The 24,185-nt window shown below is 39.1% G+C and carries 19 protein-coding genes; 13 read left to right on the top strand and 6 right to left on the bottom strand.

Annotation, left to right across the window (positions count from 1 at the left end):
• Positions 1-13: 13 nt before the first annotated feature.
• The 5 genes from ACFFIP_RS16445 to tilS all read right to left on the bottom strand — a co-directional run bounded on the left by ACFFIP_RS16445 (position 14) and on the right by tilS (position 7,564).
• Positions 14-1,684 carry a mechanosensitive ion channel family protein gene (locus ACFFIP_RS16445; protein ID WP_382388806.1) on the bottom strand — a complete coding sequence of 557 codons (1,671 nt, stop codon included), beginning with the start codon at positions 1,682-1,684 and terminating at the stop codon, positions 14-16.
• 108 nt (positions 1,685-1,792) lie between these two features.
• Complete coding sequence (locus tag ACFFIP_RS16440; protein ID WP_382388805.1) at positions 1,793-4,522, bottom strand: hypothetical protein; 2,730 nt, start codon at positions 4,520-4,522, stop codon at positions 1,793-1,795.
• 100 nt (positions 4,523-4,622) lie between these two features.
• Positions 4,623-5,561: a malate dehydrogenase gene (mdh, locus tag ACFFIP_RS16435; RefSeq protein ID WP_382388803.1), complete on the bottom strand. Its 939-nt coding sequence runs from the start codon at positions 5,559-5,561 to the stop codon at positions 4,623-4,625.
• 148 nt (positions 5,562-5,709) lie between these two features.
• A complete protein-coding gene (locus ACFFIP_RS16430) occupies positions 5,710-6,246 on the bottom strand; it encodes a Crp/Fnr family transcriptional regulator (RefSeq protein WP_382388802.1) in 537 nt (178 codons plus the stop codon).
• The gene (gene tilS, locus ACFFIP_RS16425; RefSeq protein WP_382388801.1) at positions 6,239-7,564 is read right to left on the bottom strand and encodes a tRNA lysidine(34) synthetase TilS; all 1,326 of its coding nucleotides are present in this window, start codon (positions 7,562-7,564) and stop codon (positions 6,239-6,241) included. The genes ACFFIP_RS16430 and tilS overlap by 8 nt, the downstream gene beginning before the upstream one ends.
• A 49-nt stretch (positions 7,565-7,613) precedes the next feature.
• Here tilS and ACFFIP_RS16420 point away from each other — a divergent pair, with 49 nt between their 5' ends.
• From ACFFIP_RS16420 to ACFFIP_RS16385, 8 genes are all read left to right on the top strand, one after another.
• Positions 7,614-9,254: an OstA-like protein gene (locus ACFFIP_RS16420; protein WP_382388800.1), complete on the top strand. Its 1,641-nt coding sequence runs from the start codon at positions 7,614-7,616 to the stop codon at positions 9,252-9,254.
• Positions 9,255-9,418: 164 nt separating this feature from the next.
• A complete protein-coding gene (locus ACFFIP_RS16415; protein WP_382388799.1) occupies positions 9,419-10,126 on the top strand; it encodes a T9SS type A sorting domain-containing protein in 708 nt (235 codons plus the stop codon).
• Positions 10,127-10,196: 70 nt separating this feature from the next.
• A complete protein-coding gene (locus ACFFIP_RS16410) occupies positions 10,197-11,135 on the top strand; it encodes an outer membrane protein assembly factor BamD (RefSeq protein WP_382388798.1) in 939 nt (312 codons plus the stop codon).
• A gap of 3 nt (positions 11,136-11,138) precedes the next feature.
• On the top strand, positions 11,139-11,456 hold the full coding sequence (locus tag ACFFIP_RS16405) for a DNA-directed RNA polymerase subunit omega (RefSeq protein WP_382388797.1): 318 nt from the start codon (positions 11,139-11,141) through the stop codon (positions 11,454-11,456).
• Positions 11,456-12,664 (top strand): bifunctional phosphopantothenoylcysteine decarboxylase/phosphopantothenate--cysteine ligase CoaBC, encoded by a 1,209-nt coding sequence (gene coaBC / locus ACFFIP_RS16400; protein ID WP_382388796.1) that lies wholly within the window; start codon positions 11,456-11,458, stop codon positions 12,662-12,664. The genes ACFFIP_RS16405 and coaBC overlap by 1 nt, the downstream gene beginning before the upstream one ends.
• A 41-nt stretch (positions 12,665-12,705) precedes the next feature.
• A complete protein-coding gene (gene porD, locus ACFFIP_RS16395) occupies positions 12,706-13,608 on the top strand; it encodes a type IX secretion system protein PorD (protein WP_382388795.1) in 903 nt (300 codons plus the stop codon).
• Positions 13,609-13,651: 43 nt separating this feature from the next.
• Positions 13,652-15,304 carry a DNA repair protein RecN gene (gene recN, locus ACFFIP_RS16390; protein ID WP_382388793.1) on the top strand — a complete coding sequence of 551 codons (1,653 nt, stop codon included), beginning with the start codon at positions 13,652-13,654 and terminating at the stop codon, positions 15,302-15,304.
• A gap of 135 nt (positions 15,305-15,439) precedes the next feature.
• On the top strand, positions 15,440-16,255 hold the full coding sequence (locus ACFFIP_RS16385; RefSeq protein ID WP_382388792.1) for an enoyl-ACP reductase FabI: 816 nt from the start codon (positions 15,440-15,442) through the stop codon (positions 16,253-16,255).
• 63 nt (positions 16,256-16,318) lie between these two features.
• On the opposite strand, the gene ACFFIP_RS16380 is transcribed toward ACFFIP_RS16385, so the two are convergent.
• A complete protein-coding gene (locus tag ACFFIP_RS16380) occupies positions 16,319-17,929 on the bottom strand; it encodes an N-acyl-D-amino-acid deacylase family protein (protein ID WP_382388790.1) in 1,611 nt (536 codons plus the stop codon).
• Positions 17,930-18,108: 179 nt separating this feature from the next.
• Here ACFFIP_RS16380 and purN point away from each other — a divergent pair, with 179 nt between their 5' ends.
• The 5 genes from purN (at position 18,109) to ACFFIP_RS16355 (ending at position 24,183) form a co-directional block, all read left to right on the top strand.
• Positions 18,109-18,666, top strand: a complete 558-nt coding sequence (gene purN / locus ACFFIP_RS16375; protein WP_382388789.1) for a phosphoribosylglycinamide formyltransferase — start codon at positions 18,109-18,111, stop codon at positions 18,664-18,666.
• 109 nt (positions 18,667-18,775) lie between these two features.
• Complete coding sequence (gene purH / locus ACFFIP_RS16370; protein WP_382388788.1) at positions 18,776-20,302, top strand: bifunctional phosphoribosylaminoimidazolecarboxamide formyltransferase/IMP cyclohydrolase; 1,527 nt, start codon at positions 18,776-18,778, stop codon at positions 20,300-20,302.
• A 355-nt stretch (positions 20,303-20,657) separates the two neighbouring features.
• Complete coding sequence (cysS, locus tag ACFFIP_RS16365) at positions 20,658-22,151, top strand: cysteine--tRNA ligase (RefSeq protein ID WP_382388787.1); 1,494 nt, start codon at positions 20,658-20,660, stop codon at positions 22,149-22,151.
• Positions 22,141-23,121, top strand: a complete 981-nt coding sequence (locus ACFFIP_RS16360) for a M28 family peptidase (protein WP_382388786.1) — start codon at positions 22,141-22,143, stop codon at positions 23,119-23,121. Before cysS ends, ACFFIP_RS16360 begins: the two co-directional genes overlap by 11 nt.
• A gap of 27 nt (positions 23,122-23,148) precedes the next feature.
• The gene (locus ACFFIP_RS16355; RefSeq protein WP_382388785.1) at positions 23,149-24,183 is read left to right on the top strand and encodes a LacI family DNA-binding transcriptional regulator; all 1,035 of its coding nucleotides are present in this window, start codon (positions 23,149-23,151) and stop codon (positions 24,181-24,183) included.
• Positions 24,184-24,185 lie beyond the last annotated feature (2 nt).

Below are 24,185 nucleotides of genomic sequence, written 5' to 3'. Positions count from 1 at the left end.
ATTCAGAGTTTATTTAATTGTCTTTCCTTGTCAGTTCCGTACTCAAAAACTCCTGTAATTTAGCAGCATAAACCGTCTTTTCTTGTTCATATGATGGAACCAGTGTTTTCTTTTCAGGGAAACTTTCCATATGTAAAGTCTGAGTAGGTAAAGCAAAACGAACGCCAAGCGTCTTGGCCAGCTTGACAATCTGCACCAAAATTTCATGCCTGCACTTCAACTCTTCCGGCCAAGTACCCACCTGAAAGAAAATGTAAAACATTATATCCTGACTATAGGCAGACAGGTTATTGAAATAAATATTGTAGGCATCCTTTCTTGTATGAGGATGGCTGTCCACTATTTGTCTCAATCCCTCCACAAAAGCCTGGATCAATTCAGGAGGGGTATCATAAGTCACTGTCAAAGTGGTATAAAACCTTCTGTATTGCCTTAATCCATGATTATCGATTGTCGCATCCGCGATTTTTCCATTGGGAATATACATAACAGAATTTCTAAAAGTCCTGACCCTTGTAGATCTGAACCCAACCTCTTCCACAGTTCCATCCACGTCACCTGAAGTAATCCAGTCCCCAACCTGAAAAGGCTTGTCAATGAATATCATGATAGACCCAAAGAAATTCTTAATGGTATCCTGTGCAGCCAAGGCAAAGGCCAAACCTCCAATAGACAGACCCGTCAAAAACGGCACAATATCGACCTCAAGCCCTTCTTTGAGTACAAATAAAGAACCGATAATCACCACAAAAGCTTTCAGTGTCTTTCGGATCAAAGGCACCAATTGATCATCCAAAGTAGATTCTGTTTTCTCTGCCAGTCGCCCAAAGTACAGAGAAACTATATCGACTATTTTATAAAAGACAATAGTGATGATGAAAGGTTTAGCTGCATTCAGAATTTTAACCACTATGGACACCACTTCTATAGGCAATTGCAGCAATCTGATAAATAAAGAAGATAGTACTACGATCAGGTAAATACTGGTAACCCTTGCCACCGGAAGCAGGAATTTTTCACCCACATACCCATAACCTAATTTTCCCATCAGGTACAAAAACACCTTATCCAATAAAAAAGTAATCAACTTGTGAGATAAGAAAAGCAACAAGATCAGTAAAAAGAGGCCTACAAATTGCCAAAAGTGCAGACCTAAATATACCTGACTCCCTAATTTTGGAAGCAAATTCAACAAACGGTCTGTCCCATATGGATAAGTCTCATGGTGCATTTCCTCAATTTGAGAAACAGTAAATGCACTGAATTTCCATTCTTTTCCAACTTTTTCCAAATAGACCAAAGGAAGTTGCTTGGTATCAAAAAAGTATTTGGACTGATTGCTGTACAAGGTATCAATGTAATCTGATTCATTGGGAACTTCATTGATTTTTACAAATACAGCATTGCCATCAAAGATCTGTTTTAACTGAATTGCAAGCTTACTTGCATCTTTGGCATTTGCCGCATTCAATGTCAATACACGGGAAGCAGCTTCGGGATCATAGCTTTCCTCTCTTAAATTATAGAAAAAAGACAGGGTGGCATGGTAAGGAGTTGATAAGTCATGGTAATCTTCTTCTGTCACCAACACCTGACGATCATCAAATATTACCTGCCCGAAAAGGATGTTTGGTAAGATTAAAATTGAAAAAATGATGGTAGCTTTTATTTTGGTCAAATACATTTCAATTAATTTTTGGAAACACAAAAATATAAAGATCATTAAACAAGGGAAAGGAATGGGGATTAATTGCCTTTTCAGACAAAATTATGTCCGAAAAGGCAATTAAAATTACAGTGGCAATTTATACTCGGAAAACCTTTTGCCTGAAATCACATAAATTGTGTAGTCATTTTGGCTACCTGAATATTTCAAATCAATTTTCTGATTTCCACCGATAGGTGTGGTATTCAAAAGATTCCCCTGAAGATTATATAAGTAAATAAATTCCTGATAAGGGTCTGTAACCACAAAAATATTTTTATCGGAGCCAAATGAGAAGAATTGAAAATTCAGCTTCTCTGCGAACATATTGATCGCAAAAAGCTCTTTATACTCTTGGTCTAAGACAGTAACCTTATTGTACTCATGTACTACAAACAAATACCTATCTTCTTTTTGGTCTTTGATGAGATAAAACTTGCTTTCTCTATCCGGTCTCATCAATTGATTCCTGTAGGTCAGTTCACCCATGAAATTGACCTGAACTACTTCTCCTTCTTTGGTAATAGTCACTAATCTTGTATCTCTGGCACTTCCTCTTTCCAAAATAATGTAATCAGAAGCTAGCCCATCTCCCAATCTGATAGGTGAACCAAGCTCTGACTCCCCTCTTCTATTGAAAAAATAGAGCTGACCGTTAGCAGTCAATGCTACCATTCTATCCCCTACTCCTGCTATTCTATGGTGTGAAGGTTTTACCGCTAGGGAACTACTGACCTTTTTTGGATTCCAACCGTCCAAAAGCTTTCCCTCTTTATCCAAAAGCAATAAATCACCTTCATCAGTACCAACGAAAAATCTATATTCTTTCGAATTACTATAATCTACAAGGTTCAAATGGGTGATTCTACCAGCATTGATGCTAACGGGAAAGCCCGGGATAAGATTTCCCAACCGGTCAACAATGTAGACTTGTTTCTCTGTAGCCAACAATAATTGTAGTTTTCCATTTTTATAATAATCCACCTGGTAAATTTCACTGATAATAGGACCTTCCAATTGATAAGAAAAAACCAGGCTTCCTTCGGAAGTCAATAAATGCATGACATCATTTTCATCCTGGACCAGAAACTCAAGACTATTGTCTACAAAGTTTTGAACACTTACCGGACCATAAACCAACAAATTATCAAACTGGAAAGACTTGTTTTCTGTCAGCATAATATCCTGAACCTGCTTGATCGGTTCTAGATTATATCCTAATTCTAATGATACGTAATTTTTCTTATTCAATTCTTTGACCCTCATCGAAATCAGATCTATCGACCTAAGCTGCGGTGCATACTTCTGAAAAAATGCTTTCCAGTTAGGTGAACTTACCGTTTCCACTGAATTCCAAAACCGGGCGACATTGATGATAAAAGTATAGCCATCATTTGAAGAAATACTTTCAATCAACCGCTTTTGCTGAAGTGACCTCCCCCAAGTATTATCATTCTTCAGGTCATCAATGAAAAGTTTCATCGCCTTGCTACTATTGGCAAAAACCAAAAGATTTCCGATAGATGTAATATAAGTATCCTGAAAACCCATAAATTTCCCTTCAAAAAGATGTGCAGGAAATTCTTCAGAAGCCACCATAAAAATTTCCTTTTCCTGGTAAAAATCCAAAGGAAGTCCATCTATAGACCCTGTCTCCTCCACCCCTAAACCGAATTGTTTCAATAAGCCAATTTGTTGGTCTATAGATTCTGAATGTATGATCAAAACCTGATCTTGTGGCTCATTGGGACTTATTTCAAAAAGCATATTCCCCAAAGCACCACTCAGATTTTCCAAAAAACCTTTTTCTAAGAGATTTTTTTCAATATCCCCCTTCAAGGAACTATTGTATTGAAAACCATCATCTTTCAGCTCAGTCAACTGGCCTGATTCTTTAAAATCATATTGGGTATAAACTGCTGACCTATTGCTGATATAATTTTGGAAGAGACCTGCTGAAGAACTTTCTTGATTACTGAAATCCACTTCACGGCCATCAGGAAAGTAAGCATTTCCATCCAAGAGTATTTTCCCGTCCAAAAATTTCAGTTCCAAATTGGCTGAAACCCCTGTCCTTTCAAAATTTCTAATCATACTTAAATCCTTACCCCTTGAAATGCCTGCAATCAGATTTGCCAATCCACTGGCAGACAACCTTACCACCCCAAGCCCTTTAGCGCCGGGTAATTCATCAAACAGCTTTTTATGAATAGATTTAAAGTTAGATAAATTACTGCTCTGAGAATACCTGATCGCCTCCTCTACAAGAAATGAGGTGTAACTGACTACCAATACATTATTGATCACGGTATAATTCAGGTTTCTTTCCAGCTCAAGACTTTGGAATTCTTTGATAATAACGTTGCTGTAACTCCTTGAATTTATTTGTGATAGAGGGGGCAATTGGCTTTCCAGCTTTTCCAAGAACTGAAGATCTGATGTGTTTTTAAATGAAAAAGTATACAAAAAGTCAAATTCCTCTCTTCCTACTGGATGAAGTGAAACAATCAACTGATTTCCTCTTAGCGTTTTTTCGAGACTTCCATTTGACCCGAAAATACTGTCCAATGCCATCAATTGGTTTTGAGCCTGATTCAGTGCTGGAAGATCCATAAGTCTGGACCATAAAGGCTGACTGATCAGCTGATTCCATGCCATTACCGGGTTTTGCGTCTCAAAAACCACAACGGCATCAGATGACACCAGCTCCATACCGTTTTTCCGTGCAAATGGATTAAACTTTTCAATCAAATAATAACCCGCCACAGCTAAAGTTGCAATAATCAATAGATACAGAAAAACCTTACTAATACGCACTGAAATTAAATCTTGGTTTGATTGATAAATTGAACAAAGTCAAAGTAAATAAAAAATCCCGACTTAAGGCCGGGATTTTCTTATTCTAAAATGAAGAATTTTACTTATTGGAAAGTTTGTCCAATACATTCATCACTTCTTTCACATGGCCTCTGGAAACTTCCAATAAAGCCTTTTCATCTTCATTAAGATCAAGTTCGATGACTTTTTCAACTCCATTTTTACCCAATACTACAGGTACACCTAAATAGCAATCATCGATTCCATATTCTCCATCAAGTTTGATGCAAACAGGGAATACCCTGTTTTGGTTTTTCAGGATAGCTTCTACCATTTGAGCGGCAGCAGAACCTGGTGCATACCAAGCGGAAGTTCCCATCAATTTCACCAATTCACCACCCCCGAACTTGGTTCTCTCAATGATAGCATCGAGTTTATCTTTTGCGATCAGCTCAGTAACAGGGATACCGGCTACTGTTGTGTATCTTGGAAGAGGCACCATGGTATCACCATGTCCGCCCATAAGGATTGCCTGAATCTCTTTTGGAGAAATATTCAACTCATCAGCAATGAAAGCTCTGTATCTAGCGGTATCCAATATACCTGCCATACCGATCACTTTTGTTCTTGGCAGCTTAGAGGTAATATGAGCCTGATAGGTCATTACATCAAGAGGGTTGGATACCACGATGATGATCGCATTCGGAGAATACTTGATGACATTTTCAGTTACAGACTTTACAATACCGGCATTGGTTTCAATAAGGTCATCTCTGGTCATTCCTGGCTTTCTAGGCAAACCTGAAGTAATCACTACTACATCAGAATCAGCAGTTTTGCTGTAATCATTGGTACTGCCTACAGTCCTGCTGTCATATTGATTAATTGGTGCTTTTTGCCAGATATCCAAGGCTTTGCCTTCTGCAACACCTTCTTTGATATCAACCAAAACTATCTGCTCAGCAATTTCTCTGTATGCCAAAACATCGGCACAAGTTGCTCCCACATTTCCTGCACCTACTACGGTTACTTTTGTCATGATTATGGATTTATTTTAAGTTTTTAACATTATTATGAAAAGTGTCGCTAAGTTATTAAACAAAGGACATTTTATAAAGCAATCGCGGTGTTTACTTGCTAATAATAGCCATGTTGTTGCTAAATCATATAGATGGTCAAGAAAACACTTATTTTGAATCTTCCCTGTTTCTATCAAACATTTCCTGTAAATTGAAAAAGCCAAAAGAGCTCTTGTAAGACTTAAACAGTCTTCGGTTGTTTTGGTTATAAAATTCAGCAAGGGAAGTCATCATTTTAGCTTTTGTTCTCGGATGACTTTCAAAAATTTCCTGCATGGCAAAATGGGGAATAACTGCAAGCTCCGCCTCTTCTGAAGCAACTATGGCGGTATAAATCCTAAAAGTATTTTCCAACATGGAGTTTTCCCCAAAAGCTTCTGTTTTGTTTACTTCATTGATGATTTCAAAGTTATCTTTGATGTCTATGGTAAGATGAATCCGCCCCGATTTAACGATATAAAGAGCCTGACTGGGATCTCCGCTAAAAAACACCACCTCATCCCTCCTGTATTTTCGAAAATGAAGTGCGGGAAGAAACCTGGACATCTCCACATTTTTCAATTTTTCGAACAGCATCACCTGAGATAAAAACTGAAAAGTCTCCAACTCTGACACACTAAAAGTCCTGGAAAATGGATTAAGCATGATTTGTCTTTTTTAGATATAAAATTTTTGAAGTATTATCGTCACATTTAAATTTTTCACTGATCCTATAGCCCATAACCCAGGCGATTTCACCATTAGAGACCAAGACTGCAACCTTTTTCTTTTCAATCAAAGGTACTTTTAAATCTATCAATAAGTCAGATATCTTTTTCTCATTCTTCATGCCCAAAGGCATAAACTTATCTCCTTGTTCCCATTGCCTCAATTCCAGTGGAAAAGTAAGTTTTTCCAAATCCAGCATCGCATTTTGGGGATTTTTATCCATTGGAAAATCTTTCCCTACGTACAAAACATCATATTGCCCATGTTTGAACTTGACCTGAATATCATACTGATTTATCTGTAAACTTTCCCACTTGAACGCTGCTTTCCCAAGAATCAGCATATCTCTGTCTATATTCAGTAGAAAATCCCCTGCATAAAAGACCTTACCGGAGTGTTTTTTTTCAACAGCTTCTAAAACGTCTTCAACATCAGTAAAGTTATAGCCATAATCCCTTAACCAGTAGTAGATAAGCGAATGCTTTCCTGGTAAATTTTTAAAATCTTGGATATAAAGATATTGAAAATCTCCTTCCTGCCTCACAAACTGATCCTTCCAGGTAGAATAGAGGTGAAAAAATGCCTTGCCTGAATCCTTTATCCTTTTGAAACTCGCACTCATAATATCCATTCCTTCAGGGAATTTTTCGGAAATCTTTGGAAAAACCTCATTCCTAAGAAAGTTTCTTTTATAATCCGTTTTTTTGTTTGTACTGTCCTCTCTCCATCTGTAATGATTAGTCTGCATGAAATCCAATATTTCCACTCTTTTAAAAGGCAACATCGGACGGATTACCTTTCCTCTTTTCTCTGACATCCCAAAAACCCCTTCGATTCCTGTACCTCTGAGGAGATTGAGCAGGACTGTTTCTACCTGATCTTCAAAATTATGGGCAACAAGCACACCGGCAAGATTTTCCGATTCACACAAATCCTCAAACCAATGATACCGGATATTCCGGGCAGCCATTTGTATGGATTGCCCTTCAGTTAGGTAGAGGTTTTCTTTTACTTTTTTTACAAAAAGCCTTTTCCCCCATTGGTCAGCCAATGATCGGACAAAATGTTCATCTCCATCACTTTCCTCTCCACGAAGTCCATAATTGACATGAGCGACATCAAAATCAATACCGGCAGCAATTAAAAAATATCCTAGACAAACACTGTCAACCCCGCCGCTTAGACCTAATAAATACCTGGATTTTTCATCCAGGATTTTTTTTGTACGTATATGTTCGATAAAAAGGCTGATCATAACTCAAAAATATCATTTTTAGTTAATTTTGCCGCTGATCAAGATCCAAATGTTAAAAAAGCCAAGTACTCTTCTTATAATTTTCTTCTTTTTTGCCTGGACAGATATTTTTGGCCAAGGGGGCAATACTTTGGAAATCCAACAAGCGGACCTGTTACAAGGTGCTGGTGGATTTGAGAGATTAATCAACAATGTCAGAATGAAGCATCAGACTTCATTGATCTACTGTGATTCTGCACACTTTTTCAGGGCAGACAATATGGCCAAACTATACGGCAACGTGAGGATTGTTGACATCGATGACCCAATTGTCACGACAAGCCGTTATGCAGAATATGACGGAAACACCAAATTGGCAAAGCTGAGAACCAATGTGGTATTCAAAAATGAGAACACAACATTATACACCGATAATCTCGATTATGACCGCGGCACAGGTGTCGCCAGGTATTTCAATGAAGGTAAAGTAGTTGATTCTACAAATGTCCTAACCAGTATCAATGCGGTGTATGAAACCAGCATTGAAAAAATAACTTTTACGGATGATGTAGTCCTTGTGAATCCTGATTACACCATGAAGACCAATTACCTGATCTACATGACCATACCCAAAACTGCAGAAACTGTCGGACAAACAAACATCGTTTCTAAAGAGGGAGACAGGCTAAATGCAGTTAAGGGAAGTTATTACGACACTGAAAACAAACGGTTTAGATTTTACGAAGGAGAAGTGGAAACAGAGACAAGTAAAGTCTATGCTGAGGTCCTCTATTACGATGAGCTGCAAAAGTACTATGAAGGAAGAACTGATGTCAGCGTATTCAATAAAGAAAGAGAGATCGAGGTCTTTGGAGAAGAGGGGAAATACTGGGAAGACCGTAAGTACAGCATTGTATACGGCAATGCCTTGGTCAGGAAGTATTTCGAGAAAGATACCCTGTATATGATCGCGGACACACTTATTTCACAGGACAGTGAATTTGATGAAGAGCGATTTTTATTGGGTTTCAACAATGTGAAAATGATCAAATCAGACTTGTATGGTTCAGCTGATTCATTGGCCTACACTTTTTCAGATTCCACGATCTATTTATACAAAGATCCTATCTTATGGAATGATAAAAGCCAAATTACGGCAGATAGTGTCAAGTTTTTAATCGCCAACGAGGAAATTGACAGGGTTTTTCTGAACAGAAAAGCGTTCAATATCACCAAGGATACCCTAGGTAATTTCAATCAGATCAAAGGAAGAAGGATGACCGGCTATTTTTTGGAGGGCAAAATCAACCGGTTTCATGTTGAGGGTAATGGAGAATCCATTTATTTCGACGTGGTGGGAGACACCGTTCTCCGGGGCATGAACAAAATGCTGTGTGCAAACATCATGATGTTTTTTGAAGAAGGACAAATTACCAAAATCAACTGGCTGGTTAAGCCGGAGGGAGCTTTTAATCCACCCCATTTGATCAAAGAAGAAGATAAATTATTAGAGGGATTTATTTGGCGAGAGGAAGAAAAACCAAATATGAACCTGATTAATGCCTGGAGAATGCCAAAAATACGGGAAGAAATTTTAAATTTTTTCGAAAAGCCTGATGTCACCATTCCCTTCCCTTCTGAAGAGGAAATACAAAAATCACTGGACGAAAAAAGCAAAACTGGCCACAAACAAAATACAGCTGAGAATTGAAAATCAACAAAGAAGATTTTTAACGACAAGCGTCAAAAAAAATTTTACAAAGGTTAACAAATTTTAACCCGAAAGGGCTAAAAAACTCAAACCTATTTGGTATTTTTATACGTAGTAATATTATATCCTTCAAAGAAACCGGAAGCTTATTGATAAAACTCTACATGAAAAGCATTCTCACAATTTTCGCATGCATAATGATGTTGCTGCCATTTAGTGTAGCGGCACAGGTGCGTGTTTTGTCAGAGAATATCGAGTTCAGTGGAAAAATAGGTACTTCCCAAAGAAAGTCCCTGATCATTCAAAACGAAAGCAATCAGGCGAAAGAATACACTTTGAAATTTCTAAGGGGTAATATTGGTTCATCCCAAAATATCAAAGTCTGTATTGATGACCGTTGCTTTGATCCGAAAAAAGACCTTTCCAAAATCAAGTTAAACCTTGAGCCAAATGAGATCTACACTGATCTTTACCTTGAGTTTGATTTGGGAATCACTGAAATAAGAGGAAGCTTCGATTTACATTTCGCAAACCCAACAAATATCCGAGATGTGTTTTTGATAGAGGCAGTATATGAAGTCTACAATCCTGTTGAAGATGAAACCAACCACAAAGACATTTCACTTGGAGGGATATATCCCAATCCAAGCCACAGAATAGCACAGATTGACTACGAATACAAAAACCCAAATGCAGTGGCTAAAATCACCATCAACAGTTTTATTGGCAATCCAGTCGCTGAATACCAATTGGACCCTATGCAGAAAACATTGGTAATCAATGTAGCCGACCTCAATCCAGGGGTTTATTTTTATACTTTATTCGTGGACAATAAAAATATAGTCACCAAAAAACTCGTTGTCAAAAAGTAACCTCAATAAGCCTCAGAGGTTTAATTTGATACCAATGATTATTCCCTTATATTTGCGCCTCCAAAAAAAGATGAAAATTAACAGTACTTACATATTATCCCTATTCTTGCTTTTCACAATCACTTCATGTGGGAAATTCTACAAGTTGGAGAAAAGCACCAATTGGGAAGAGCTTTATGATGCGGCCAACGATTACTACAGTAAAGAAGAATACAACAAAGCCATTATCTTGTATGACAAAGTTCTTCCTGTAATCCGGGGTAGCGAGAAGGCAGAATTGGCTGATTTCAATTATGCATATAGCCATTTCAGAACCAAAAGATACATTGAGGCAGCAGGTTATTTCAATACTTTCTACCAAACCTACAACCGAAGTCCATTAGCTGAAGAGGCGTTGTTCATGAATGCCTATTCCTTATATTTGGATGCACCTGATTTTAATCTGGATCAAAAAAGCAGTAGGGATGCGGTAAATGCCATTCAATTATTTATCAATAGATTTCCATCATCTGACTCATATGAAAGGGCAATGACGATGATAGATGATCTTCAAAAGAGATTTGAGGAAAAAGCTTATCAGGAATCGCTATTATACCTTAGATTGACAGAAGGACTTTATCCAGGGGATTTTTACAGGGCATGTATCATCAATTTTCAAAACTTTGCCAAGGACTATCCCGACAGCAAATACAATGAGGAATTAGGCTACAAACTTGTAGAAGTTGCCCTTGCTTACGGTGACAGAAGTGTTTTCGATAAAAAAGAAGACCGTCTTAAAGATGTCTTTAAGTTTGCGGATCAATTCAAGGTAAAATACCCTGAAAGTAAGTACCTTTCATCCATTGAACCATTGATCAAAAAAGCAGATGCTGAACTGAATGCTCATCTCAAATTGAAAAAAGAATATGAGGAAGCTTTGGCAAAAGCCAAACTAGATCAAGATAATACCAATATGCCTTCTAAAGAAGACATCAATACTGAAAATTTACCTGAAATCATAAACAATTAATATATGGCAATCAATCCATCTATCATCACAAGGGACTTGGACAAGGTATCCGAACAAACTGGAAACCTTTATGAATCCATCCACATCATTGGCCAAAGAGCAAAGCAGGTCTCTTCTTCTATGAAAGAAGAATTGAACAATAAACTTTCAGAATTTGCCTCAACAGTGGACAACTTGGAAGAGGTTTTTGAGAACAAAGAGCAAATTGAAATTTCAAAGTTTTATGAAAGGATGCCAAAACCTAGTACATTAGCGATGGAAGAGTTTATGGAAGGTAAACTTTACTACCGTCATCCTGAAGAAACAACTGAAGAAGAATAATGCTATTAAAAGGTAAAAAGATTTTATTAGGTGTAACAGGCAGTATTGCTGCTTACAAAGCTGCACATTTAACAAGATTATTAGTCAAAGAAGGAGCAGAAGTACAAATTATCATGAGTACTTCTGCTCTTGATTTTATTACCCCGCTTACCTTGGCTACACTTTCTAAAAAACCTGTTTACCATGATTTTTTTGACTCCAAAACCGGTTCATGGACAAACCATGTAGACCTTGGCCTTTGGGCAGATTTGTTTCTGATCGCTCCTATCAGTGCCAACAGCCTTGCTAAGCTGGCAAATGGCCTCTGCGATAACTTAATGGCTGCAACATATCTATCGGCAAGGTGTCCGGTAATGGTGGCTCCAGCCATGGATTTGGACATGTACCAACACCCCTCTGTCAAAGAAAACCTCCGTAAACTCCAATCATTCGGCAACATCATTTTGGATGCCGAAAGCGGTGAACTGGCAAGTGGACTTTCAGGTCAGGGAAGAATGATGGAACCCGAGCATATCCTGGACCATATCATTGACCACTTCTCCGCAAACAAAGACTTTAAAGGAAAGAAAGTGTTGATCACTTCAGGTCCTACACAGGAAGCCATTGACCCTGTAAGATTCATCAGTAACCACTCCAGTGGAAAAATGGGTGCTGCTATAGCAGACGCTTTTGCTTCCAGGGGAGCTGAGGTTCATCTTATATTAGGGGTTGGTGCCAAAAAGCCAAAGCATTCCAGCATCAAAATATACCCGGTAAAGAGTGCAAGTGAAATGTACCAAGCAGCCTCCAACATCCATTCACAGATGGACATCTGCGTATTTGCTGCAGCTGTAGCTGATTATGCTCCAAAAGAAATCGCTGCCGAAAAGATCAAAAAGGAAGGTGAAGGCATGACCATCGAGTTGGTGAAAAACGTAGACATTGCTTATACCTTGGGCAAAGCAAAGAAATTCGACCAAATTCATGTAGGATTTGCACTGGAAACAGAAAATGAGGTTTTTCACGCCAAGCAAAAGCTGGAAAAGAAAAACTTCGACCTGATCGTACTCAACTCCATGAAGGAAAAAGGAGCTGGATTCCAATTGGACACCAATAAAGTCAGCATGTTCTTTGAAGATGGGTCTTCTCTCCAATCAGAAGTTCTTCCCAAGGAAGAAATTGCAAACTTGATCTTGGAAGGAATTAAAAAGCTACCTGTCAAAATCTAATTACAGGACTTTCGTTATCTTTAACTTGATCTGCAATTGATATGAGGACCTGGCTAGTAGTTTTACTTTTAACTTGTTGTCTTGGACAAGCTTTTGCCCAAGAACTCAATCTTACTGTCATCATCAATTCGGACAGGGCAAGAACTCAGGAGACGGGAATCTTCGAAGATATGAAAATCAACTTCGAACAATTCCTGAACGGACGTACCTGGACATCAGATCAATTTCAGGCTTTAGAAAGGATAAAAGGGAATGTACTGATAACCATCAGTGACATGCCACAGGTAGGTTTCTACAATGCCACAGTACAAATCCAGACAGTCCGGCCAGTCTATGGAACCAATTATGAAAGCATGGTTCTGAACTTCATTGACAGGAACTGGTCATTTGAATTTTTGCAATCCCAACCATTGGAATTCAACAGGTTTTCTTTCCTCAACAACATCAGTTCACTCTTGGCTTACTATGCTTACATCGCTATCGGTTTTGATTACGACAGTTTTTCATTGAAAGGAGGAGACCCATATTTTGAGATTGCAAACAACATTGTCAACAATGCCCAGCAATCTCCACGTCCAGGATGGCAGCCGAACCCTAATGAAAGAAGAAACAGGTATTGGCTGATCAATGACATATACACTTCCTCTGTTTATGGACCTATCCGTGAAGCAGTTTACCTGTATCATAGAAAAGGACTGGATTTACTGACAACAAACCCTGAAGAAGCTTTCAGCAACATCGTGGAAGCACTCCGGTTGGTCGCGGAAGCCAATACACAGCAGCCAAATGGCATTTTAACCATAGCCTTTATTGATGCCAAAGGTGATGAAGTAAGTAAACTCCTCAAAAAAGCACCATTGGAAGTCAGGCAGGAAGCTGTTGGTTATCTGATGAAAATTGATCCAAATAACGCCAGAAGGTACAATGATATCCTAAAAGGTTAAACACTTTTTATTAGATTTGCTGCTGTCAAATTTTTAAAATAAAATGCTCAAATCACTCAATATTTCTAACTACGCACTGATCAAAAACTTGGAAATGAAGCCCAGCCAATCACTCAATATGGTGACTGGTGAAACAGGTGCAGGAAAGTCCATTATGCTTGGTGCTGTGGGATTGTTATTGGGCAATAGAGCAGATACAAAATCTTTACTTGATCCTGAAAAAAAATGTGTCGTAGAAGGCACTTTCAGCATACAGAATTACGGATTGGAACACTTTTTCCAAGAAGAAGACCTTGATTTTGATTCAGAGTGTATCATTAGAAGAGAAATAAGCCCGAATGGCAAATCAAGAGCATTCATCAATGATACGCCCGTAAGGCTGGAAACATTAAAAGACCTGGGTAAGTCCCTTATGGATATCCACTCCCAGCATGATAACCTGACCCTGGGTGAAGGAGGATATCAGTTGAGCTTGATAGATGCTTTCTCCAAATCAAAAAACGAAAAGGCCCAATACGAAGACGCTTTTAAAAATTGGCAAAAAGCTAACTCTGCTTATGCTAAACTTCAGCATGAAGCACTTGAACTGAAAAAGGAGGCCGACTTCAACAAATTCCAATTGGAAGAAATATCATCCTTACAGCTTCAGGAAGGGGAACAACCTGAACTTGAAAGTGAACAGGAAATACTCGAAAATGCAGAGGAGATAAAATCAAAAATTCAGGAGACCCTAGTACAGCTACAAGATGAAGAATTTGGTTCTTTGAAACTTTTGGCCCTTGCCAATCAAAATCTTCAGCAGCTAAGTCGTCTTGCCCATAAATTCGAAGGCTACAAAGAACGCTTTCAAAGTGTACTGATTGAAATCAAAGATATTGCTGCCAGCCTGGAAGATGAAGACAGCAATATTGAAGTAGATTTTGAAAAATTGGAGGAAATCAGGGAAAGGCTAAGTAAGATTTACCATTTACAGCAAAAACATGGTTTGGAATCTGTGGAATCCTTGATGGATTTAGAAAGAGAATTGGCAGATAAGGTATTCCAAGTAGAAAATCTGGATGAAGAACTTGAAAGGTTAGATGCTGCCCGAAAAGATGCTGAAAAAGAAATGCTTCAAAAAGGCAAAATTCTAACCCAAAAAAGAACCAGTGTATTCAAAGAATTTTCCGATCAACTGATGAAATTACTGCATCAACTAGGGATGGAAAATGCAAAAGTAGAATGCACCCATGCTGCAATTCTGCCTTCTAAAACAGGCATGGACCAAATTGATATTTTATTTTCTGCCAATAAAGGAATTAGCCCACAGCCACTCAAGCAAGTGGCTTCTGGAGGCGAGTTTTCCAGACTGATATTTGCAGTAAAATACATCATGGCCGACAAAATGGCTCTCCCTACCCTTATTTTTGACGAGATAGACACAGGTGTTTCTGGAGAAATTGCCCTTCAACTGGTCAAAATGATGCAAGATATTGCCAAAAACCACCAAGTAATCTGTATTTCACATTTACCACAGGTAGCTGCTAAAGGCAAGCAACACTATTTCGTATATAAAGATAACACTGAAGAAAAAACCATCAGCAAAATCAAGCTTCTCAATACCGAAGAAAGGGTTACAGAGATAGCTAAGATGATTGCAGGCGCCAATCCTTCAGAAAGTGCTTATACTAGCGCTAGGGAGTTACTGAATCACTAGAACCCTACCCTACCCTTACCTCCTTATGATCAATTCCCAACACATGGTCCCGAATTACGGATAAGGAAATCCCATATCTTAATTTTTTCCTTATTTTTACCGATTCAAAACAGAACAAACCTAAACTACGATACTATGGCAGAGAATTTATTGAAAGGAAAGTTAGGCATCATCACGGGTGCATTGGATGAAAACTCCATCGCTTGGAAAACTGCACTCAAAGCACATGAGCAGGGAGCAAAGTTTGTATTAACCAATGCGCCGATTGCCATGAGAATGGGTGCTATCAATGAATTGGCAGAACAATGCAATACCATTGTCATCCCGGCTGATGCTACTTCTTTGGAAGATATTGAAAAACTCTATGCTGAAGCAAAAGAATACCTAGGTGGAAATTTTGACTTTTTACTCCACTCTATTGGTATGTCACCAAATATCAGAAAAGGCCGCTCTTATGGTGACCTAAACTATGATTGGGTCAACAAATCCTATGATGTTTCTGCCATTTCTTTCCACAAAATGATGCACATGGCAGAAAAAATGGACATCATGAATGAGTGGGGCTCTATTATGGGACTTTCTTATATTGCTGCTCAGCGTGTATATCCATTCTATACAGATATGGCGGATGCAAAAGCTTTACTAGAAAGTATTGCTAGAGGATATGGTTATAGATTCGGAAAAATGAAAAAAGTAAGAGTCAACACCATTTCCCAATCACCAACCAAAACCACTGCAGGAACTGGAATTGGCGGATTTGATGCTTTCTACAACTTTGCGGATAAAATGTCTCCTTTGGGCAATGCTCCGGCAGAAGCTTGTGCTGATTATATCATCACCATGTTCTCTGACCTAACCAGATATGTTACCATGCAGAACTTATTCCATGACGGCGGTTATTCCACGACTGGTATTTCTGAAGAATTGATGGATCAGTTTAAGGATCTATAATTACTTAATACCGTAGAATCCAAGAATCAAATATTGATGAATATGATAGGGGGTGAAAGCCTCCTATTTTTTTGTTTGATTTAGCCGAAGTGCTTTCCCTTTTAAATCACTACTGAATTCTCCTTTATTGATAACCAAATTTCCATTCACGAATACATATTCCACACCTTCTGCCAGTTCATAAGGGGATTCAAAAGTCGCTTTGTCCAAATATCTTTCCAAATCAATTAAGACAAGGTCTGCAAAATACCCTTCTTGGATCAGCCCTCTCCTATCCAATCCTAAAATCCTGGCAGTCTTTGCCGTGGATTGATGAATGGCAAACGACAGACCGGTCCATTTTTCACGATGTGCATAGTAACCGATTTTCCTAGCAAAAGCCCCATATTTTCTTGGATGGCCAGAACCACCATCTGAACCTGTCACCACCCAGTCTTTAAGCATAAAATTCTTCAAATCTTCCTCCACCATATTGTAAGAAACAACACCGAGATTCGGTTCTTCAGTAAGAATAGCCATAGCTGCCTCCGCTTCAGAAAGTTTTCTCATGTCTGCAAATTCCCTCAAACTCATACCATCATAAATGGGATTTTCCGATTCGGAAAAAACCAGTGCCTCCGCACCTCCTCTAATCCTGATATTTTCAGTTATTTCTTGAATCAATCTGTTTCTTATCTCTAAATTCCCAAACCTTACCAACATGGCATCATTACCTCCATCTTCTGCCCATCTGGGAATAACCGTTGCCCTAAAACTGGTTTTCGAAGCCAGATAAGGATACTGATTGGCCGTAACATTGATTCCTTCTTTTTGCGCAGATTCTATGAGTGCTATAACTTCTTTACTTTTTCCCCATAAATCCGTCCCCAAGGCTTTGATATGTGAAATATGGACTGCGATACCCGTTTTTCTACCAATATTTATAGCCTCTTCAATAGATGCCAGTAAGCCGATTGAATAAGAGCTTTCATCACGGATATGGGTATCATATATTCCTCCATAAGAAGCAGCCACTTGGGCCAATGCGACTACTTCTTCTTCTTTAGCGTAACTACCTGGGGCATAGAAAAGCCCTGTGGATAGCCCGAAAGCGCCCTCTTCCATAGATTTGGCCACCAAAACCTCCATTTCTGTTAAATCCTCTGCCGTTGGCTGTTTGGCTTCTAATCCTAGAACTACCCTTCTGACGGCACCATGACCAACAAAAAGACCTGCATTCGTCCCTATTCCATTTCTCTCCCATTCTTCAAGTTTCCTGCCGATAGGCAAAGGACTGTTTCCATCGTTTCCTGCAAAAACAGTAGTCACACCTTGCATCAGTGAAGCAAGGTTGGACTGATATTCAGGACTTGAAAGGTCCCTGTCCAAATGCGTATGCGGATCAATAAATCCAGGAGCCAAAATCAATCCTTTCGCCTCCAAAACTTTTACGGCTTTTAGCCTTTTCTGTCCTGAATTACCCACAAAGACAATCTCCTCTCCTTTAATCCCCACATCTGTGTGAATTGGCCCTTCATTTTCACCGCTAAAAACCAAAGCATTAACGATTAAATAATCCAACTCCTGCACCTTTGGTCCACAGGAAAACATCATCCCTGAAATCACGAGGATGAGCCAAATGCTATTAATATCGAAGAAGGGCAAGTTGAATAACTTACCTGATAAGATTTTCATAACAACCATACATTCTGTTTACATGAAATTTAATTTTTTATTTAATCAAATCAACAGGGAATGTGCTGAACGGAGAGAAATCATCATATATAAAATGCATGACTCTCATCTTGACATTAGCTTTTGGAGAGTTGAGGGTATATCTCTATTTTTGAGTCACCAAATCAAATCATCCCACCTTGAAAAAAATCGCAATCCTCGCTTCGGGCAGCGGCAGCAATGCTGAGGAAATCATCAAACATTTCCAACATTCTTCAAAAGGTAAAGTAGTCCTTATAGGTTCTAACAAGGCAGATGCCTATGTATTGGACAGAGCCAAAAAATTTGAAGTACCTACTTTTACTTTTAACAGAAGTCAAATGGAGGCTGGAGAACTTACCCAAAAACTTCAGGACTTAGAGGTGGATTTTGTAGTCCTTGCCGGGTTTTTACAGAAAATTCCGGCTAATCTGATCCATGCTTATCCAGACCAAATAGTCAACATTCATCCAGCATTATTGCCTAAATATGGAGGAAAGGGAATGTATGGCATGAAAGTTCATCAAGCTGTCAAAGATTCAGGTGAAACGGAAACAGGCATTACGATTCATCTTGTCAATGAACATTATGATGAAGGAAAAATCATCTTTCAAGCGGCTGTAACAGTGGAACCATCAGACAGCCCTGAGGCCATCGCACAAAAAGTCCATCAACTGGAGCACAAATACTTTCCAAATGTGATTGAAAGTCTGCTTTAATTACCTGATTTTCCTACCTTTGCAACTTGAAAAATTTTCCATCAAAATATAGCTTCAAAGTACATCGCAAGTCCCTTGTGATCTAACAGCTTTGCGGCATTCAAACATCATGGCTACCAAAAAAATACAATCCGCGCTCATTTCTGTCTATTATAAGGACAATCTTGAACCCATTATTGCTCTTTTGAAAAAACATGGAGTTAAAATTTACTCCACAGGAGGCACCCAAAAATTCATTGAAGAACAAGGTGCAGAAGTAATCCCTGTGGAAGAATTGACCGGATATCCTTCCATCTTTGGAGGAAGAGTGAAGACCCTGCATCCAAAAATCTTCGGTGGTATTCTACACAGAAGAGATAATCAAAGTGATGTATCCCAAGCCTCTGAATTTGACATTCCTGCCATAGACCTGGTCATTGTGGATCTGTATCCATTTGAAGAAACTGTGGCTTCCGGGGCTTCTGAAGCAGATATCATCGAAAAAATCGATATTGGAGGCATCTCATTGATCAGAGCTGCCGCGAAAAACTTCAAAGATGTGGTAATCGTAGCTTCTAAAGCCCAATATGGTGAACTGGAAGAAAGATTAACATCACAGGAGGGTAGCACGAGCCTTGAAGACAGAAGATACTTTGCTGCTCAGGCATTCCAGGTTTCTTCCAATTATGATACACATATTTTCAACTATTTCAACCAAACTGAGGAGATCCCTGCCCTTAAAATATCAGAAAACAGGGCCAAGGAACTTCGCTATGGAGAAAATCCTCATCAGGCTTCTCATTTTTATGGGGATCTGAATGAAATGTTTGAGCAATTGAACGGTAAGGAACTTTCATACAACAACCTCGTGGATATAGATGCAGCTGTAGCTTTGATTTCAGAATTTAAGGACGAAACTGCATTTGCAATTCTAAAACATACCAATGCATGTGGATGCGCAACAGCCTCATCCGTGAAGGAAGCTTATCAAAAAGCTTTTGCTGCTGATACTACTTCAGCCTTTGGAGGAGTATTAGTGACCAATCAAAATGTCGATCTGGCTGCTGCAGAGGAAATGAACAGTCTTTTCTTTGAAGTGTTAATCGCTCCTTCTTTCGATGCAGATGCACTTGAACTGTTGAAAGGAAAGAAAAACAGAATTCTCCTCTTGCAAAAAATAGATGTCCCGGGCACCAAGCAGATCAAGACATTGCTGAATGGTTTTATTGAGCAAGATAAAGACCTAAAAACTGAGACCAAAGAAGACTTCAAACTGGTTACTAAAGTAGCCCCTACTGAAGAAGAAAAAGATGCTTTGGTATTTGCTGCTAAGGTCTGCAAGCATACCAAATCCAACACCATCGTGTTGAGCAACAGCAATCAATTATTTGCATCAGGCGTTGGACAAACTTCTAGGGTGGATGCTTTGAGGCAGGCAATTGAAAAAGCGAAAGCTTTCGGCTTTGACTTGAAAGGTGCGGTAATGGCTTCCGATGCTTTCTTCCCATTCCCGGATTGTGTGGAGATTGCTCATGAAGCTGGTATTACTGCTGTGGTTCAGCCTGGTGGCTCTATCAAAGACCAAGATTCAATTGATTACTGTGATGCTCATGGCATGAGCATGGTCATGACAGGTGTTAGGCATTTCAAACATTAAAAGCTACAATCGGGGTTTAGCTTAAGCCATCGAAGAGCATATTGATCAATAAAAAGCCCTCATCTTATCCGGGATGAGGGCTTTTTTCATTAAGCACCTTGTAAATAATTTTGTTTGGTTTCCAATTGGCTCCATTTGAGAGTTGATGACTTCAATTGGTCTTTCGGCATCTACAGCCCTTTTTAAATTTTGCATACAGGCGCCATTCTATATTTTTATTAGCCAAAGAATGATTGAGTAAAAAAGCCTTAATAAAGCTCATTTTTTTTATTTAACCGATACAATCCGCTATTTTGCAGTCTAGTATGGAAAGCCTATTGCACATCCAGCATTTTGTACTTTCTACCATTAAAATATGAAGCAACACCAACTTAAAATCTATAACACACTTTCCCGTAAGAAAGAGATTTTCGAGCCCATCAATCCTCCCTTTGTCGGGATGTATGTCTGCGGACCGACAGTCTATGGGGATGCACATTTAGGCCATGCCAGACCAGCTGTCACTTTTGATACAGTTTACCGGTACCTTAGCTATTTGGGTTACAAAGTACGCTATGTCCGTAACATTACCGATGTAGGGCACTTGACCGGTGATGCCGATGAAGGAGAAGATAAAATTGCCAAAAAAGCTAAGTTGGAAAAATTGGAGCCGATGGAGGTGGCCCAACAATATACGGACACTTACCACAGAGACATGGATTTGCTCAACACAACCAAACCAAGTATTGAACCGAGGGCAACAGGCCATATCCCAGAGCAGATCGCATTGGTTCAGGCAATCCTAGATGAAGGTTTGGCTTATGAAGTTAATGGATCTGTCTATTTTGATGTGCTCAAATACAATGAGCGTGAGCAATACGGAAAACTCTCAGGAAGAATCCTGGATGAATTGATAAGTGGCAGTAGGGATTTGGACGGACAGGGAGAAAAAAGAAATGCTGTAGATTTTGCCCTTTGGAAAAATGCTGCGCCGGAACATTTGATGAAATGGGAATCACCATGGGGCATTGGGTTTCCTGGCTGGCATCTAGAATGTACTGCCATGTCTTCGAAATATTTGGGCAAACATTTTGATATTCACGGAGGAGGAATGGATTTGATGTTTCCCCATCATGAATGTGAAATCGCTCAAGGAAATGCCTGCAACCACCAAGATCCTGCTAAATACTGGATGCACAACAACATGATCACCATCAATGGGCAAAAGATGGGGAAATCCTTGGGCAACTTTATTACGCTACAGGAGTTATTCAACGGTGATCACAAGCTTTTAGACCAAGCTTACAGCCCTATGACCATTCGCTACTTCATGTTGACGGCACATTACCGATCAACTTTGGATTTCTCGAATGATGCTTTGAAAGCAGCCCAAAAAGGCTATAAAAAAATAATCAATGGACTCAGAATAGCTAAAAAGCTACAATTCATTGCAGATGAAAATATAGAATTAGATGGAGAACAGATCAAGCAGGTAGAGCAGAGTATCACCAATGCTTATCGTGCAATGGATGACGATTTCAATACTGCTCAGGCGATTGGACACCTATTCAACCTGTTGAAGAAAATTAATTCTATGTATACAGGGCAACTGCATCCTGCCCTATTGGGTGAAGAAGTATTTGGTAATATCATTCAAACTTTTATCGTATTTGTTGAAAAAATCTTAGGGCTTCAAGAAGAAAAATCTGATAATCAACAAGCTTTATTAGATGTCTTACTTCACTTATACAGCGAAGCAAAAACAGCCAGAAATTATGATAAAGTGGATGAAATCAGAAATGCACTGAAATCAATGGGTTTCGTTGTAAAGGACATGAAAGATAAAATTGACTGGGCGTATGAAGAATAGAGCAGGTATTTTGATTATCCTTTTGGTGCTTTTGTGGGCTTGTAATGGGGATAAGACCCATGACAAGTTACAGGAACCGATTATTTATAACAAAACCCCTGAATTCTCCGCTGACTCAGCTTATGCCTATATAGAAAAGCAGGTTAAGTTCGGACCCAGAGTTCCCAATACTGAAGGGCATAAGAAAACCAGAGATTGGCTGATCCAGAAGTTTGAAAGTTTTGGTATGGATGTTCAGACCCAAGATTTCCAGGCTAAAAGTTATGATAATAAAACCTGGGATCTCAGCAACATCATTGCTTCATTTAATCCATCAGCTAAGAAAAGAGTATTATTGGCCGCCCACTGGGACACCAGAAGAATGGCTGACAAAGACACTGAAAGAATTAATGAACCGATAGACGGTGCTAATGACGGAGGCTCTGGAGTGGGGGTGTTATTGGAAATTGCAAGAATTATCAGTACTGCTGCCAACAAACCTGAAATTGGGATAGATTTTATCCTTTTTGACGGTGAGGATGATGGGGAACCCGAGCAAGTGAATATTAGAAACAATTCCCAAATATGGTGGTGCCTGGGCTCCCAACATTGGTCTAAAAACCCTCACGAAAGAGGATATTCTGCCTATTATGGTATTTTATTGGATTTGGTAGGCGCCAAGGGAGCCAGATTTTACAGAGAAGGACATTCGATGAGATACGGCAAAAATATTGTCAATAAAGTATGGAGCTTTGCTTCAGAATTAGGATATTCTGACTTCTTTATTACGAGAGATGCTCCAGAAATCATTGATGATCACTATTTTGTCAATAAGGACGCTAAAATACCCATGATCAATATTGTGGAATTTTCTCCGGATTTTGGTTTTGGACATTACCATCACACCCATGATGACAACATGGAATTGATTGATAAAAGGACTTTAAAAGCCGTTGGACAGACAGTGTTGTTTACCCTTTATCAGGAATAGGATTACCCTTTTAAACCACACTAAATCATGAAAAAAGGCCATCAGGTTACCATGAAAGAGATCGCCAAAAAACTTGGCGTATCTGTATCTACTGTTTCCAGAGCATTGAAAGATTCTCCAGAGCTTCATCCCGAGACGAAAAAAAAGATCGTGGAAATGGCTAAAAGCATGAATTACCAGTACAATCTTTTGGCGCAGAGCCTTCGTATCAGCAAAAGCAAAGTACTGGGAGTCATCGTACCAGAACTTACCTCACATTTTTTCTCCAGCAACATCAGCGGGATTCAGGATACTGCCTACAAAAGGGGCTACAATATCATGATATGTCAGTCCAATGAATCTTTTGAACAGGAGAAAGCAAACATCAAGACCTTGGTTTCCTCTCAGGTGGATGGTCTTTTGATTTCACTCAGCCGTGAAACAAAAAATTATGACCATCTCAGAGAGCTATATGATAGAGAGATACCTTTTATCATGTTTGACAGGGTCACAGAGGAGATCCCTGTTTCAAAAGTGACTGTTGATGATGCTCACGGAGCTTATTTAGCCGTACATCATCTTTTAGAACAAGGATGCCGAAAAGTAGCCTATTTTTCAGGTCCTGAGGATTTATATATCAGCAAAAAAAGAAAAGAAGGGTACCTTAAAGCATTGAAGGAATTTGGAATACCCGAATCAGAAAGTTTGGTGTATGTTACCGACTTGACTTCTGACATGAACAGGGAAATCACCTTGCAAATGTTGGCTGAAAAAGAACACCCTGACGCCATATTCGCCATGATTGACCCATTAGCGGTAGACGTCATGATGGTTTTAAAAGAAAAAGGCATCAAAATCCCTGAGGATATTGCCTTGGCCGGTTTTACGAATAACCCTACATCTGCTGTAGTAGAACCCTCTTTGACCACTGTCTCACAACCTGGGTACGAAATGGGGCAGATTGCTGCCAATCACCTCTTAGACCAATTAGACGAAGTAGTATCTGACGAACCTCAATCTTTTGTATTACTCACGACATTGGTACCAAGAAACTCTACAAAAAAGATTAAAACAGCCCAATAAAA

Origin of the sequence: Fontibacter flavus, assembly GCF_042432905.1 — a bacterium.
Lineage (GTDB): Bacteria > Bacteroidota > Bacteroidia > Cytophagales > Cyclobacteriaceae > Fontibacter > Fontibacter flavus.
This window is presented reverse-complemented; position numbering and strand designations above follow the sequence as displayed.

Coding starts and splice junctions, on each gene's coding strand:
- ACFFIP_RS16445 (WP_382388806.1), bottom strand. CDS start 1,684: ATGTATTTGACCAAAATAAAAGCTACCATCATTTTTTCAATTTTAATC.
- mdh (WP_382388803.1), bottom strand. CDS start 5,561: ATGACAAAAGTAACCGTAGTAGGTGCAGGAAATGTGGGAGCAACTTGT.
- ACFFIP_RS16430 (WP_382388802.1), bottom strand. CDS start 6,246: ATGCTTAATCCATTTTCCAGGACTTTTAGTGTGTCAGAGTTGGAGACT.
- tilS (WP_382388801.1), bottom strand. CDS start 7,564: ATGATCAGCCTTTTTATCGAACATATACGTACAAAAAAAATCCTGGAT.
- ACFFIP_RS16420 (WP_382388800.1), top strand. CDS start 7,614: ATGTTAAAAAAGCCAAGTACTCTTCTTATAATTTTCTTCTTTTTTGCC.
- ACFFIP_RS16415 (WP_382388799.1), top strand. CDS start 9,419: ATGAAAAGCATTCTCACAATTTTCGCATGCATAATGATGTTGCTGCCA.
- ACFFIP_RS16410 (WP_382388798.1), top strand. CDS start 10,197: ATGAAAATTAACAGTACTTACATATTATCCCTATTCTTGCTTTTCACA.
- ACFFIP_RS16405 (WP_382388797.1), top strand. CDS start 11,139: ATGGCAATCAATCCATCTATCATCACAAGGGACTTGGACAAGGTATCC.
- coaBC (WP_382388796.1), top strand. CDS start 11,456: ATGCTATTAAAAGGTAAAAAGATTTTATTAGGTGTAACAGGCAGTATT.
- porD (WP_382388795.1), top strand. CDS start 12,706: ATGAGGACCTGGCTAGTAGTTTTACTTTTAACTTGTTGTCTTGGACAA.
- recN (WP_382388793.1), top strand. CDS start 13,652: ATGCTCAAATCACTCAATATTTCTAACTACGCACTGATCAAAAACTTG.
- ACFFIP_RS16385 (WP_382388792.1), top strand. CDS start 15,440: ATGGCAGAGAATTTATTGAAAGGAAAGTTAGGCATCATCACGGGTGCA.
- ACFFIP_RS16380 (WP_382388790.1), bottom strand. CDS start 17,929: ATGAAAATCTTATCAGGTAAGTTATTCAACTTGCCCTTCTTCGATATT.
- purH (WP_382388788.1), top strand. CDS start 18,776: ATGGCTACCAAAAAAATACAATCCGCGCTCATTTCTGTCTATTATAAG.
- cysS (WP_382388787.1), top strand. CDS start 20,658: ATGAAGCAACACCAACTTAAAATCTATAACACACTTTCCCGTAAGAAA.
- ACFFIP_RS16360 (WP_382388786.1), top strand. CDS start 22,141: ATGAAGAATAGAGCAGGTATTTTGATTATCCTTTTGGTGCTTTTGTGG.
- ACFFIP_RS16355 (WP_382388785.1), top strand. CDS start 23,149: ATGAAAAAAGGCCATCAGGTTACCATGAAAGAGATCGCCAAAAAACTT.